This is a genomic window from Colwellia sp. D2M02, from assembly GCF_018860755.1.
GTDB lineage: Bacteria > Pseudomonadota > Gammaproteobacteria > Enterobacterales > Alteromonadaceae > Colwellia > Colwellia asteriadis.
Map to the genome: position 1 here is coordinate 42,748 of NZ_JAHKPW010000016.1, position 13,582 is coordinate 56,329.

The following is a 13,582-nucleotide window of genomic DNA, read 5'->3' on the forward strand; positions in this document are numbered from 1 at the left end:
CCGATGTTTTTATTGGTATTGATGCGCCAGACTTTACTATTGGCTTAGAGTTAAACCTTAAAAAGCAGGGTATTAAAACCGTTCACTATGTTAGCCCGTCAGTTTGGGCGTGGCGTGAAAAACGTATTTTTAAAATTGCTAAAGCAACCAATATGGTTTTAGCACTGTTGCCTTTTGAAAAAGCATTTTATGATAAATATCAGGTGCCTTGTACTTTTGTTGGTCATCCTTTAGCGGATGATATTCCACTAAATAGTGATAAACAAAAAGCACGTTTAGCGTTAAAGTTACCTGAAAACGCTAAAATTTTAGCGCTAATGCCGGGTAGTCGCGGTGGTGAGTTATCACGATTACTTGAGCCTTTTTTCCAAAGCGCCATCGTGTTGCAACAGCAAAATCCCGCGTTAATTTTTATTGCCCCGATGGTCAGTGAAAAACGAGCAAAACAATTTTTGGCATTAAAAACACAATTTGCTGACAAGCTTAATGTGCAAGTAATTATCGATAAAACGCAAACAGCGATGGCAGCAAGTGATTGTTTATTGATGGCGTCAGGTACAGTTACCTTAGAAGCTGCACTCATCAAAAGACCTATGGTTATTTGTTATAAATTCAGTCCTATCACTCACTTATTAGCTAAATGGCTCGTGAAGCTAAAATGGTTTTCACTGCCCAATTTACTCGCTAACAAAACATTAGTGCCTGAGTTATTACAAAGCGAAGTTATACCTGACAATATAGTGCCGTTAGTCACAGAGCGTTTGTATGAAGATCAAAGTGCTTTGAATGAAAGCTATTTAAACATTCATCAACAATTAAGATGTGACGCTAGTAAACAAGCAGCACAAGCGGTTATTAACTTATATAAAAGCTGATTAATATACTTTTCCAGTACATATAAAGCCGCTTTGAACTGCTCAATTTTTGAATGCTGTTTGGGTGTGTTCATACCTATTAAACACTGTTAATATTCTTTTAGTTTTTAAACGCACGTATTCTTAAATTTTCAATACGCTTTTACCTTTTCTAAAATACAAGATTTATACCTATGGCAACCAAGAAAACCTTTCCTGAATTTGAATACCCTATTGCCTATTGTATCGCTGGCGTTGATGAAGTCGGTCGTGGCCCTTTAGTCGGTGATGTTGTTACTGCTGCTGTGATTCTCGATCCTGATAACCCAATAACAGGATTGATGGATAGCAAAAAGCTCTCTGAAAAAAAGCGTGCAGTACTTGCTCTTGAAATTAAAGAAAAAGCGATAGCTTGGTCTATTGGTCGCGCTAGTCCCGAAGAAATTGACACCTTAAATATTTTACACGCCACTATGTTAGCGATGCAGCGAGCGGTTTTAGGGTTAGATGTTTGCCCCGATTATGTTTTAGTCGATGGTAATCGTTGTCCGACCTTTACAGCTGAAACCGGTGTTATTGCTTGTCAGGCCGTTGTTAAAGGTGATGATCGTGTTGCTGAAATAAGTGCCGCGTCTATTATTGCTAAAGTCGCTCGTGATGATGAAATGATTGCACTAGATAAGCTTCACCCAGAATATGGCTTTGCTCAGCATAAAGGTTATCCAACCAAAGCCCATTTAGAAAAAATTATTGAACACGGGGTCCTTGATTGTTATCGACAAAGCTTCAAACCCGTAGCGCGTGTATTAGGACATTTGCATGACTGATTTAACGCCTTTTCCGCAAGAAGATGAGCCAGAACAAGCTGCTTTTGTAGAGCCTCGCTTTGTGCATTTACGTTTACACAGTGACTTTTCAATGTGTGATGGCTTAAAAAAAGTTAAACCGATAATGGCGCGTGCGGCCGAACTGGGGATGGCAGCACTTGCTTTAACTGACCAAACTAACTTATGTGGCTTGGTAAAATATTACCACGCCGCACATGGCGCAGGTATAAAGCCTATTATTGGTTGTGATTTTTGGGTGAAAAGCGATGAATTAGGTAATGAATTATCGCGCCTTGTGATACTCACTACCAATAATGTCGGTTATAAAAATATCACCGAATTGATTTCAAAAGCTTATTTACGTGGTCATATTCAAAATAGAGCGGTCATTGATAAGTCATGGTTAGTTGAGCATAAAGAAGGCCTAATTTTACTCTCAGGTGGACGAGAAGGTGATATAGGCAAAGTGCTTTTAAAAGGCAACCATGAATTAGTTTCACAAATGGTGAGCTTTTACCAAGAGCACTTTGATAATTGTTATTTTCTTGAGCTTATTCGCACAGGACGAAACGACGAAGAAAACTACCTACATTTAGCGGTTGAACTTGCTGAGCAATGTAACTTGCCTGTTGTAGCAACCAATGAAGTGATGTTTTTATCACCGGATGATTTTGATGCTCATGAAATACGTGTTGCCATTCATGACGGTTTTACCCTTGATGATAAACGCAGACCCAAGCGATATAGCGAACAACAGTATTTACGCTCTGAAGAAGAAATGTGTGAGCTGTTCAAAGATATTCCTGAGGCGTTAGCCAACAGTGTTGAAATTGCCAAACGCTGTAATGTTACCGTAACGTTAGGTGAGTATGTCTTACCTGACTTCCCAACCGAAGGATTAGAGATTAATGATTATTTCATTAAAGTCTCGGAAAAAGGTTTAGAAAAACGCCTCAAACAACTTTTTGATGTTAACGCGCCTAATTTTGCTGAAATACGAAAGCCTTATGACGAACGTTTAGCGGTAGAGCTAGAAGTTGTTAATAATATGGGATTTCCGGGCTACTTCTTAATCGTAATGGAATTTATCCAGTGGAGTAAAGATAACAATATTCCAGTAGGCCCTGGTCGAGGCTCAGGTGCTGGCTCCCTTGTTGCTTATGCGTTAGATATTACAGATCTTGACCCATTAGAGTACGACTTACTCTTTGAACGCTTCTTAAACCCAGAGCGTGTCTCAATGCCCGATTTCGATATCGATTTTTGCATGGACAGACGTGATGAAGTTATTGACCATGTAGCTGAACTTTATGGTCGTGATGCCGTATCGCAAATCATTACTTTTGGTACTATGGCGGCAAAAGCGGTAATTCGCGATGTTGGGAGGGTGTTGGGTCATCCTTACGGTTTTGTTGATAGAATTTCGAAGCTGATCCCGCCAACACCTGGTATGACTTTAGCTAAAGCATTTGAAGAAGAGCCTAAGTTACCTGAAGTGTACGCACAAGATAGCGACGTTAAAGACTTGATTGATATGTGTCGTATACTAGAGGGCACAACGCGTAACGCCGGTAAACATGCCGGTGGTGTTGTTATTTCCCCTACGACTATAACCGACTTTGCGCCATTATATTGTGATGATGAAGGTAAAAACCCGGTTACACAATTTGATAAAAATGATGTTGAAGATGCTGGCTTAGTTAAATTTGATTTCTTAGGATTACGTACCTTAACTATTTTGCAATGGGCCATAGAAATGGCTGACGCTAAATTGCTTAAAGCAGGTAAAGAGCCTATTGATATCACCACTATCGATTTAGAAGACAAAGCAAGTTTCAACTTGTTACTCGCGTCAAAAACGACTGCGGTTTTCCAGCTAGAATCTAGCGGGATGAAATCGTTAATTGATAAGCTAAAGCCTGACTGTTTTGAGGATATTATCGCACTGGTGGCTTTATTTCGCCCAGGTCCTCTACAGTCAGGCATGGTTGATAACTTTATTGAGCGTAAGCATGGTCGTGAGGCCATTAGTTACCCTGATGCAACATGGCAGCATGAAGATTTAAAACCGGTACTTGAGCCCACCTACGGCATTATTTTATACCAAGAGCAGGTAATGCAAATAGCGCAGGTACTTGCGGGTTACTCTCTTGGTGGTGCCGATATGCTCCGCCGTGCTATGGGTAAGAAAAAGCCAGAAGAAATGGCGAAGCAGCGTGCTGGTTTTGAAAAAGGCGCGATAGACCGTGGTGTTGATGGCGAGCTTGCGATAAAAATCTTCGATTTAGTAGAAAAATTTGCGGGTTACGGTTTTAACAAGTCTCACTCAGCAGCCTACGCGTTAGTTTCGTATCAAACTTTGTGGATGAAAACACACTTTCCTGCGCCATTTATGGCGGCAGTAATGTCTGCTGATATGGATAATACCGAAAAAATTGTTACCTTGGTTGATGAGTGTAGCAATATGGGGATTGATTTATTGCCGCCAGATGTTAATGCGGGACAATATAAATTCACCGTGAATGATAACGACCAAATTGTTTATGGTATTGGCGCAGTCAAAGGAGTAGGTGAAGGTCCTATTGAAGCCATTATTGCTGCACGACAAGCCGGTGGCCCATTTACCGATTTATTTGATTTTTGCGCGCGTTTAGATTTGAAAAAAACCAATAAACGCGTATTAGAAAAATTAGTTAAATCAGGTGCTATGGACACTTTAGGTCCTAAATACCAAGTAGGGTCAACTAAAGAGCAAGGGGCTAATCGAGCTGCTCTTTTTGAAACGTTGCCAGAAGCGATTAAAGCCGCAGAGCAACACGCAAAGGCTGAGTCATTAGGGCAAAATGATTTATTTGGTCTGATTAACGATGAACAAACTGATTCAAGACAAGCATTTAAAGCGGCAAAACCTTGGGCTGAAGAAGTATGGCTTGATGGTGAAAAAGAAACATTAGGGCTTTATTTAACAGGTCATCCAATAAATCGCTACTTAAGCGAAATAAAAAAATACTCATCTAATCGTTTGGTTGCGATGCAACCAACAGGTCGTGATAGGCAAGCAGTTGCGGTAGGATTAGTGATAGGTGTTAGGGTTTTAGTCAATAAACGCGGGCGTCGCTGGGCATTAGTCACTTTAGATGATAAGAGCGCACGTATGGATATTCGGCTATTTCCTGATGACTATGATCGCTTTGCAGAGCTACTAGTAACTGATGCAATTTTAGTTTGTAGCGGACAGGTCAGCTTTGATGATTATTCTGGTGGTAATACAATGACCGCTCGGGATATAATGACCGTTATTGATGCGCGTGAAAATTATGTTAGCTCTTTAGATATAAAAATAGATAACGCTTTGATAGATGAAAGCTTTATTGAAAAGTTTACTGAGGTTATGAGTCCATTTAAAGAAGGGACATGTCCAGTAAGAGTTTTTTATCAGCGCGAAGAGGCATCGGCAATGCTTGAATTAGGCGTTCAATGGCGAATAACGCCAGCTGATGAGTTATTATACGAATTAAAAACACTGCTTGGTGATGACAGCGTCACCATGGAGTTTAAGTAGCAAATTAAAATTAATTAGAATTAATTAGGTAAAGATAAGCATGTCATTAAACTTTTTAGACTTTGAACAACCTATTGCAGAACTTGATGCAAAAATTGAAGAATTGCAATTGGTTAATAAAGGTCAAGATCTTGATCTTGATTTAGAAGAGCAAATCACCCAATTACGTGAAAAAAATAAAGAACAAACCAAAAAGATTTTCGCTAATTTAGACCCGTGGCAAACGGCGCGTGTTGCTCGTCATCCACAGCGTCCTTATACACTTGACTATTTACCACGTATCTTTACTGAATTTGATGAGTTAGCAGGTGATCGTGCATATGCTGACGATAGCGCTATTGTTGGTGGTACTGCACGTTTAGATGGCAAGCCAGTGATGGTTATTGGTCATCAAAAAGGTCGCTCTACTACTGAAAAAGTAAAACGCAATTTTGGTATGCCGCGCCCAGAAGGTTACCGTAAAGCATTACGCTTAATGGAAATGGCCGAACGCTTTAATATGCCTATTATTACTTTTATTGACACGCCAGGTGCATACCCAGGTATTGGTGCTGAAGAACGTGGTCAAAGTGAAGCAATTGCACGTAACTTAAAAGTAATGGCGCGTCTTACAGTGCCAATCATTTGTACTGTTATTGGTGAAGGTGGCTCTGGTGGCGCACTTGCCATTGGTGTTGGTGATCGAGTAAACATGTTGCAATATGCAACTTACTCTGTAATTTCACCTGAAGGTTGTGCTTCCATTTTATGGAAAACAGCTGAAAAAGCGCCTACTGCTGCTGAAGCTATGGGCATTACGGCTAAGCGTATTAAAGAGTTAGATCTTATTAATAGTATTGTTGAAGAGCCTTTAGGTGGTGCACACCGTGATATGGATCATATGGCAGCGTTACTTAAAGAAGCATTAAATAAAGATTTAGCTGAATTAGAAAACTTACCAAAAGATGAATTAATCGAAAAGCGTTACGATCGTTTAATGTCGTTTGGTTATTGCTAAACACGTCATTTATCAATGACGGAGTTGTATAAGCTGTATTTAGTTGTGCTAGATACAGCTTTATTATTTTTACTTATCAAGTTTTTACAGTTCGTACTTTTATAGATCGTGTTTTACTTTTTTACTAAAACAGTTGAGTGGTTATGTCACTGATTGAGCAAGCGTTAGTGAGTGCTATTTCTTCCCATGCTAATACGCCTATTATTATTGCTTATAGCGGTGGTGTTGACTCACAAGTACTACTGCATGCATTAGCAAGCCTTAAAAAAAATCAACAGCTGACGAACCCTATTACAGTATGTCATGTTAATCATGGGTTAAGTGTTAATGCCTTCGCTTGGCAAGAATTTGCCCAGCAGCAATGCAGTCGCTTAGAGTTACCGCTAATTATTAAACAAGTTAATGTACAAGCGAAAGCTCAAAGCTCCTTAGAGGCACTGGCTCGTGATGCGCGCTATCAAGCATTAGTGGAAATTAACTCAACAAGCTCATTGATTATTACTGGCCATCATAGTGACGATCAAAGTGAAACCTTTTTATTAGCGTTAAAGCGTGGCGCTGGGTTAAAAGGTTTAGCATCAATGTTAGCAAACTCTACCTTAGGTAAGCATAAACTCATAAGGCCGTTGTTGGGAGTTTCTCGCCAAGCCATTGTGACGTATGCACAAGAGCAGCAACTTAGCTGGATAGAAGATGAATCAAATGATGATACTAGCTTTGATCGTAATTTTATCCGCCAAGAAGTTATGCCACTGCTTTCTGCGCGCTGGGGCAGTATTTCGCAAACAATTAACCGTAGTGCAGAGCACTGTCGAGCAGGGCAAGAGTTACTTGATGAGCTAGGTGAGCAAGACTTATTGCACTGCCAACTATCAGCAAGCGTTTTAAATGTTGCGTCTTTGCAAAGCCTTTCAATAGCACGTTTTAATAACCTTATTCGTTACTTTTTAGCTAAACAACAATGTTTAATGCCAAGTACAGAGCAGTTAGAGCAAGTAAGGCAGCAGCTTAGCGCCGATGAAAATAAAAACCCTGCAATTAAAGTCGCTGATCACTATTTAAGACGTTTTAAAAATCAACTTCACCTTACCGCTGAACTAGCTGATATTAGTGGTTGGAGCCAAGATATAAATATCGATGAGTTCAATGATTTTACTCACATGATAAAGGCAGCGATAACCTTACCAGATAATTTAGGTAGGTTATCTATTAGCGCAGGTAACAATAGGGGCAATAATGTTAGGGAAGATGAGACTCACATCACTAGCACAGTAATAACAGCTCCTACAGTAGCTCAGCGTGTTAGTGTACGTTTTAGTCATAATAATCCAATTTGTTTACCTGATTATCGTCGTCATTCAAGAGCACTTAAAAAAGTGCTACAAGAGCTAAACATTCCACCTTGGCAACGTAAACGTATTCCGTTTCTCTATTATAATGATGTACTTGTTGCTGCGATTGGTTTCTTTGTCTGCCAAGAGTTTGTACCTAAAAACTCGCAAGCCGCACTTTATTTAACTTTAGAGCCTGAGGTTAATTAACGCTCGGGATAATAAACTCCTCTTGCTATTGTAATCATTAACCGCGCTAGACTTATTTACAATAGCCTCGCTATTGACGCATAAATCCGTCTTGCTGTTGTTGAAAACTTCTCATTTAACATGGCTTAACATGATTACACTGTTTGGCTATTTGGCTAAGTGGTGAGATGCTGCGGCCGAGAAAACAACATCAGTCGAGCTATTTAATGCGGTTTCTGCAGAGTCCTGAATGACACCAATAATAAAGCCAATGGCTACTACCTGCATTGCAATATCATTAGTGATACCAAATAAGCTACAAGCCAATGGAATAAGCAATAACGAACCACCAGCAACACCTGAGGCACCACAAGCTGAAATAGAAGCAACTACCGCTAATAATAAAGCCGTACCAAAGTCGATATCAATATTTAAGCTATGAGCCGCAGCAAGCGATAATACGGTAATGGTAATTGCCGCGCCTGCCATATTAATAGTTGCCCCTAGTGGAATTGACACCGAATATGTATCTTCATGTAAATTAAGCTTTTTACAAAGCGCCATATTCACAGGTATATTTGCCGCGGAGCTACGGGTGAAAAAAGCGGTAATGCCTGATTCACGTAAACAAGTGAACACTAGCGGATAAGGATTTCGTTTAGTAATCGCAAAAACAATAGCCGGGTTTATGATTAAGGCGATAATTAACATCGCGCTAATAAGTACTAAAACTAAATGGCTGTATTGTGCTAAAGCACTGAAGCCTGTTGTCGCTATGGTGTTAGCCACTAAGCCTAAAATCCCTAATGGTGCAAAGCGAATAACAACGCGCACTATGCTCGAGATAGCTTCACTTAAATCATGCACCATCAGCTTACTGCTTTCATTGGCGTGCTTTAATGAAAAGCCTAAGCCTAAGCCCCAAGCTAACACGGCAATAAAGTTACCGTTATTAATAGCACTAATAGGATTCTCAATCACTTTAAAGGCGAGAGTCGTAAGTACTTCTCCTAAACCTTGTGGTGGTGTTGCTACTGCGCTAGCAATATCTAGTGTAAGTGTTGTCGGAAAAATAAAGCTTAATACTACTGCGACGAAAGCAGCACTTAATGTACCAAGTAAATAAAGCGCAATAATCGGCTTTAAATTAGCGTCGCTATTCGCCTTTTGGTTGGCAATAGCAGAAGCAACCAATATTAACACCAGTACCGGCGCTACCGCTTTTAAAGCGCCAACAAACAAGTCTCCGAGCAGTGAAAATGACTGGGCTACTTCAGGTAAAGTGACCGCAAGTAATGTACCTAATATGATCGCAATAATAATTTGGCCCACTAAGCCTAGTTTTTTATCAAGAGAGCGTAGGTGAGTTAATAGGGAAGATTGATTAGTTGTTGGCATAATTCTCGTTAGCTTACTTATAATTATTATCAAAGAGGGCTAGTTTTTATCATTTAACGGCTGCAATTGTCTAGGGTAATTCGTTAAACACAGTGAATAAAGAGGTAAGCTGACTTTTACGTAGAAATATAAATCGATGAGCGTATAATTGCGGCACTTAAAGTCCCTATATTTTATCAGGAATTACAATGGCTACTGAAAATGCCTTAAAAAACCGTAGCAATAGCAGTTGCGAGCTTTGTACAGCATCAAGTAATTTATCGGTGTATCCGGTACCTCCAACGAGTGATCTAAGTGCGCAACAGTCGATTTATCTGTGTCAAACGTGTTTAGCGCAAATTGAAGGTGAGCAAGCCTTAGATATCAATCATTGGCGCTGTTTAACCGATAGCATGTGGAATCAAGAGCCCGCAGTACAAGTAATGTCGTATCGCCTTTTACATAAGCTATCGTCAGAAAGCTGGGCACAAGATGCCCTAGATATGATTTACTTAGAAGATGATGTTAGAACATGGGCTGAGCAAGGTATTGCGGCTGAGCGCAGCAATGGACCAACCCGAGATAGTAACGGCGCAGAATTACAAGATGGCGACAATGTTACTTTAGTTAAAGATCTGAAAGTTAAAGGTGCAAACTTTACCGCCAAGCAAGGAACTATGGTGCGTGGTATTACTTTAACTGATAACCCTGAACACATTGAAGGTAAAGTTAATGGTACTCGTATTGTTTTAGTATCAGCTTACTTGAAAAAAGCTTAATAAAGCTAAAATTATACTGAAATGTGTTTAAAAAAACGGGTATTACCGATGAGAGTAATACCCGTTTTTTAGATTTTTATAGTGATTAGACTACTGATTGCTCTTGCGATAGTTATCACAAGCATCTTGATCTTCACATTCACCGTAAAGGTATAAGCTGTGATTAGTTAATTTGATTTTATGAGACACAGCAACATCACGTTGTCTTTGCTCAATCACTTCATCTTCAAATTCAACTACTTTACCGCATTTTAAACACACTAAATGATCGTGGTGATTTTTATGTGATAGTTCAAATACTGACTTACCACCTTCAAAATGGTGACGAGTAACAATACCTGCGTCATCAAATTGGTTTAATACACGGTAAACAGTAGCAAGACCAATCTCTTCGTTTTGCTCAAGTAATATTTTATAGACATCTTCAGCACTGATATGTTGATTATTAGGCTGTTGAAGAATACTTAAGATTTTGATTCTCGGAAGGGTGATTTTTAAACCCGCTCTTTTAAGCTCTTCGTTTTGTTCAGCCATATTGTAAAGTCTCTAAAAGTTAAAAATAATATATATGCAAAAGTATAGGGGGTTCTGATGCAAGAGAAAAGCTTTAGTTTTAATCTTTGATATTTTGATGCTTTTTGTACAAAAAACATCAAAAAAAAGCCCGTTATTAGGGCTTTTTTCCAATTAAACCTTACAAAAAATAAGGTTTATATTGTTGATATTAACTAAACTCAGCTAAACACATTTCATCATTAAGTTGTTCAACCCATTTTGAAACACGCTCGTCGGTTAATTCACTTTGTCTGTCTTCATCAACACATAAGCCAATGAAAGTATTTTCATCAACTAAGGCTTTTGAAGCTTCAAACTCATAACCTTCAGTTGGCCAATTACCCACAACAATAGCGCCTTTAGACTCAACAATGTCTTTTAATGGCTCCATTGCATCACAAAAATATTCGGCGTAATCTTCTTGATCGCCTAAACCGTATATAGCAACTAGCTTGTCAGTAAAGTCTATTTGCTCTAATTCAGGTAAAAAATCGTCCCAATCACATTGGTTTTCACCGTAGTACCAAGTAGGGATACCTAAAATGATTAAATCAAATTCAGCGATCTCTTCTTTTGTACTTTTTGCGATATCTTTAACATCGATTAATTTTTTACCCAGCTTTTTCTGGATCATTTTACCTACGGCTTCGGTATTACCTGTGTCACTACCGAAGAATAAACCTACGATTGCCATGAATTATTACCTTCTTAATACAAATTTAAATAAACTATTCTGCTTTTGTTGCTAATGATTCAATCAAAAGCGACTCTATTAATTCACTACGACTTACTTGTTGTGCTTGCGCTAATTCTTCGAGTTTCTCAAACAAGCTATGATGAATTTTAAATTCAACACGTTTTAAGCCTTTATTTTTATCTCGTTTAACTTGGTTTCTTTTATTAATTCTTATTTGAACGTTACGAGGGTGTGGACTTGTTTTTGGTCTACCTGGACGCTTTTCATCTTGAAATAAGTCAATCGTGGTCAAGTCTGTTGCTTCTTTTGCCATGAACTAACCAACCCCCTGGCTTTCCCAGATGAATTGAATTATGCCTTTAGCAATAAATCCCATACAGCCTAAAAACAAGACAAAATAAACGACTATTTTACCATTTTTAGGTACATTGTTTTTATTCATCACATCATGAATGGATAGCCCGATAAAGCCAAAAATAAAAAGAAAAAATAAGTTAAGGCCAATTGCCTCAATAAGCTCTAAATGCTCTGCTAACATAGTGATTTAGGATTTTTAAAATACCAAGCCAAAAAATTAGCGGCATTATAACATATCACCAGCGCCATACCATTAGCATTTAGCGTTACCACTCAAATAAGAATAATAATCGTTTATTATTCTTATTATTTGTATTTTGATCAAGTGGCAACGACTAAAATTTATTAAGGGTTATCGTTTATGCTAAAAAGTCAGTCACAATTTTGTTAAAAGCAATGGTTTTTTCTGCATGTAACCAGTGACCTGCACCTTGAATTATTTTAGCTTTACTATTAGGGAGTAGTGTAGCAATAGCCGCTTTATGCTCCGCTAGGATATAATTTGAATTTCCGCCTTTAATAAAGAGGGTTTCACCGAGAAAAGGGGGCTCATTTATATTTTCCTTACTCGGTAAGTAGTTTGCTTGCATTATTTGTGGGTAACACTGGGCAATGAAATCTACCTGGCATTTAAAGGCCCATTGTTTATTTTCATTAAGCGCTAGATTACGTAATAAGAACTGTCTAACACCTTTATCATCTACATAGGCACTTAGTTGTTGGTCTGCATCTGAACGTTTTTCTACTCGACTAAAATCAATAGACTGTAAACCTTTAATAATTTCATTATGGTGCGGTGGGTAAGCAACAGGGGCTATATCAGCGACAATTAATTTCTTTACGCGCTGAGGGTGTTCAAGGGCCACTTGCATCGCAATTTTCCCGCCCATTGAATGACCTAATACATAAGCGACATCTATTTTTAAGTGATCCAGTAATTCAATAATATCGAGCGCTAAACGTGAATAATTCATATCGGCGCGGTGAAAAGAATTACCGTGGTTAGCCACATCAACGCTGGTGACACAATACTCTTGAGCAAGCGGTTTTGCTACCATATTGAGGTTTTCTAAGCTGCCAAATAAGCCATGAATTAACACTACGTGTTCACCTTGGCCTTGCTGTTGGTAGTTAAGGAGTTGTTCGGTCATTGTCTTTATATACCTAAAAATAATAATTGTGCGAGCGTCGTAGCCATAGTCGTGCGCTAAAGCGGCAATTTTATCATGAAATGAAACTTTTACCCAAGTGGCTATAGCGAGTTATAACAAAGCTCAGTATAATCGCGTAGTGAATAAAATAAGTTAAGGGTATGAATGAAAAACATTGAGATAGATGAAGAGCTTTATCAATTTATTGCAACTAATACACAATTTATTGGCGAAAGTGCTTCGGCCATTTTACGTCGTTTGCTCAATTTAGAAGAAGCAAAACCAGAAGAACAGGTAAGTGTAACTAAACCTGTGGTAGCTAAAGTCGTTGAAAGCACTAATGATGATGTTGTTGCTGGTAAACCGACTACTAAACCAGCTACTAAAGCGGAAAAAGTAAGTTCTTCTGTAACAGCCAATAAAACAACTACCCCAGCGAGTAAAGAGATTACTTCGACTGATAACATTACCCATGACAGTGTTTTTAACTTCATTAATAAAGAAGAATTAGCAATGCAGCGTGGTGCTGTTGGTCGATTTTTACTTATTTTAGCGGCACTCTATCGTGCACATCCGCAGCAATTTGATGTGGTGACCGATATTAGTGGTCGCGATCGTTTATATTTTGCTGATAGCGAAAGTGAATTGGCCGAAAGTGGTAGTAGTACTAAACCACGCCAAATACCTGATAGTCCTTTCTGGGTTATTACTAACTCGAATACTACACGTAAAAAAATGATGTTAACTAAAGCCGCGATGTCATTAGGTTATAGTGACGCTGATGTAGAAAAAATTCGCGAACTGCTTTAACCATACGGTGATAAATAAGTCACTTTATGTCACTAGCTGTTGCAGCATACAATAGTATTAAGTGAACATGCTTAAATTTTTATAGCTAATAAGGAA

General features: G+C 38.7%; 13 protein-coding genes. 7 read left to right on the plus strand and 6 right to left on the minus strand.

From position 1 onward, the window contains the following. The 5 genes from lpxB to tilS form a co-directional block, all read left to right on the plus strand. Nucleotides 1-875 (plus strand): lipid-A-disaccharide synthase (gene lpxB / locus KO495_RS02495; RefSeq protein WP_215978826.1); only part of this gene is annotated, 875 nt, incomplete at its 5' end. A gap of 173 nt (nucleotides 876-1,048) precedes the next feature. Beyond that, nucleotides 1,049-1,681, plus strand: coding sequence for a ribonuclease HII (gene rnhB / locus KO495_RS02500; RefSeq protein WP_215978827.1), 633 nt, complete (start codon nucleotides 1,049-1,051; stop codon nucleotides 1,679-1,681). After that, nucleotides 1,674-5,243, plus strand: a complete 3,570-nt coding sequence (gene dnaE / locus KO495_RS02505; protein ID WP_215978828.1) for a DNA polymerase III subunit alpha — start codon at nucleotides 1,674-1,676, stop codon at nucleotides 5,241-5,243. Before rnhB ends, dnaE begins: the two co-directional genes overlap by 8 nt. 40 nt (nucleotides 5,244-5,283) lie before the next feature. After that, complete coding sequence (gene accA / locus KO495_RS02510) at nucleotides 5,284-6,240, plus strand: acetyl-CoA carboxylase carboxyl transferase subunit alpha (protein WP_215978829.1); 957 nt, start codon at nucleotides 5,284-5,286, stop codon at nucleotides 6,238-6,240. Between the two features lie 143 nt (nucleotides 6,241-6,383). Next, the gene (tilS, locus tag KO495_RS02515; RefSeq protein ID WP_215978830.1) at nucleotides 6,384-7,781 is read left to right on the plus strand and encodes a tRNA lysidine(34) synthetase TilS; all 1,398 of its coding nucleotides are present in this window, start codon (nucleotides 6,384-6,386) and stop codon (nucleotides 7,779-7,781) included. 147 nt (nucleotides 7,782-7,928) lie between these two features. Here tilS and sstT read toward each other — a convergent pair whose 3' ends face one another. Beyond that, nucleotides 7,929-9,158: a serine/threonine transporter SstT gene (sstT, locus tag KO495_RS02520; protein ID WP_215978831.1), complete on the minus strand. Its 1,230-nt coding sequence runs from the start codon at nucleotides 9,156-9,158 to the stop codon at nucleotides 7,929-7,931. 188 nt (nucleotides 9,159-9,346) lie between these two features. Between sstT and KO495_RS02525 the strand changes: the two genes are divergently transcribed. Further along, the gene (locus KO495_RS02525) at nucleotides 9,347-9,916 is read left to right on the plus strand and encodes an alkylphosphonate utilization protein (protein ID WP_215978832.1); all 570 of its coding nucleotides are present in this window, start codon (nucleotides 9,347-9,349) and stop codon (nucleotides 9,914-9,916) included. A 90-nt stretch (nucleotides 9,917-10,006) separates the two neighbouring features. On the opposite strand, the gene fur is transcribed toward KO495_RS02525, so the two are convergent. The 5 genes from fur to KO495_RS02550 form a co-directional block, all read right to left on the minus strand. Then, the gene (gene fur, locus KO495_RS02530; protein WP_215978833.1) at nucleotides 10,007-10,450 is read right to left on the minus strand and encodes a ferric iron uptake transcriptional regulator; all 444 of its coding nucleotides are present in this window, start codon (nucleotides 10,448-10,450) and stop codon (nucleotides 10,007-10,009) included. A gap of 190 nt (nucleotides 10,451-10,640) precedes the next feature. Beyond that, nucleotides 10,641-11,165: a flavodoxin FldA gene (gene fldA / locus KO495_RS02535; protein ID WP_215978834.1), complete on the minus strand. Its 525-nt coding sequence runs from the start codon at nucleotides 11,163-11,165 to the stop codon at nucleotides 10,641-10,643. 34 nt (nucleotides 11,166-11,199) lie between these two features. Beyond that, nucleotides 11,200-11,481, minus strand: coding sequence for a LexA regulated protein (gene ybfE / locus KO495_RS02540; protein ID WP_215978835.1), 282 nt, complete (start codon nucleotides 11,479-11,481; stop codon nucleotides 11,200-11,202). 3 nt (nucleotides 11,482-11,484) lie between these two features. Further along, nucleotides 11,485-11,706: a DUF2788 domain-containing protein gene (locus KO495_RS02545; protein ID WP_215978836.1), complete on the minus strand. Its 222-nt coding sequence runs from the start codon at nucleotides 11,704-11,706 to the stop codon at nucleotides 11,485-11,487. A 178-nt stretch (nucleotides 11,707-11,884) separates the two neighbouring features. Further along, nucleotides 11,885-12,676 (minus strand): alpha/beta fold hydrolase, encoded by a 792-nt coding sequence (locus tag KO495_RS02550; RefSeq protein WP_215978837.1) that lies wholly within the window; start codon nucleotides 12,674-12,676, stop codon nucleotides 11,885-11,887. Nucleotides 12,677-12,841: 165 nt separating this feature from the next. On the opposite strand from KO495_RS02550, the gene seqA reads away from it, so the two are divergent. After that, entirely contained in the window at nucleotides 12,842-13,486 is a 645-nt protein-coding gene (gene seqA / locus KO495_RS02555) for a replication initiation negative regulator SeqA (RefSeq protein ID WP_215978838.1), read from the plus strand. The last annotated feature ends 96 nt before the right edge of the window (nucleotides 13,487-13,582 follow it).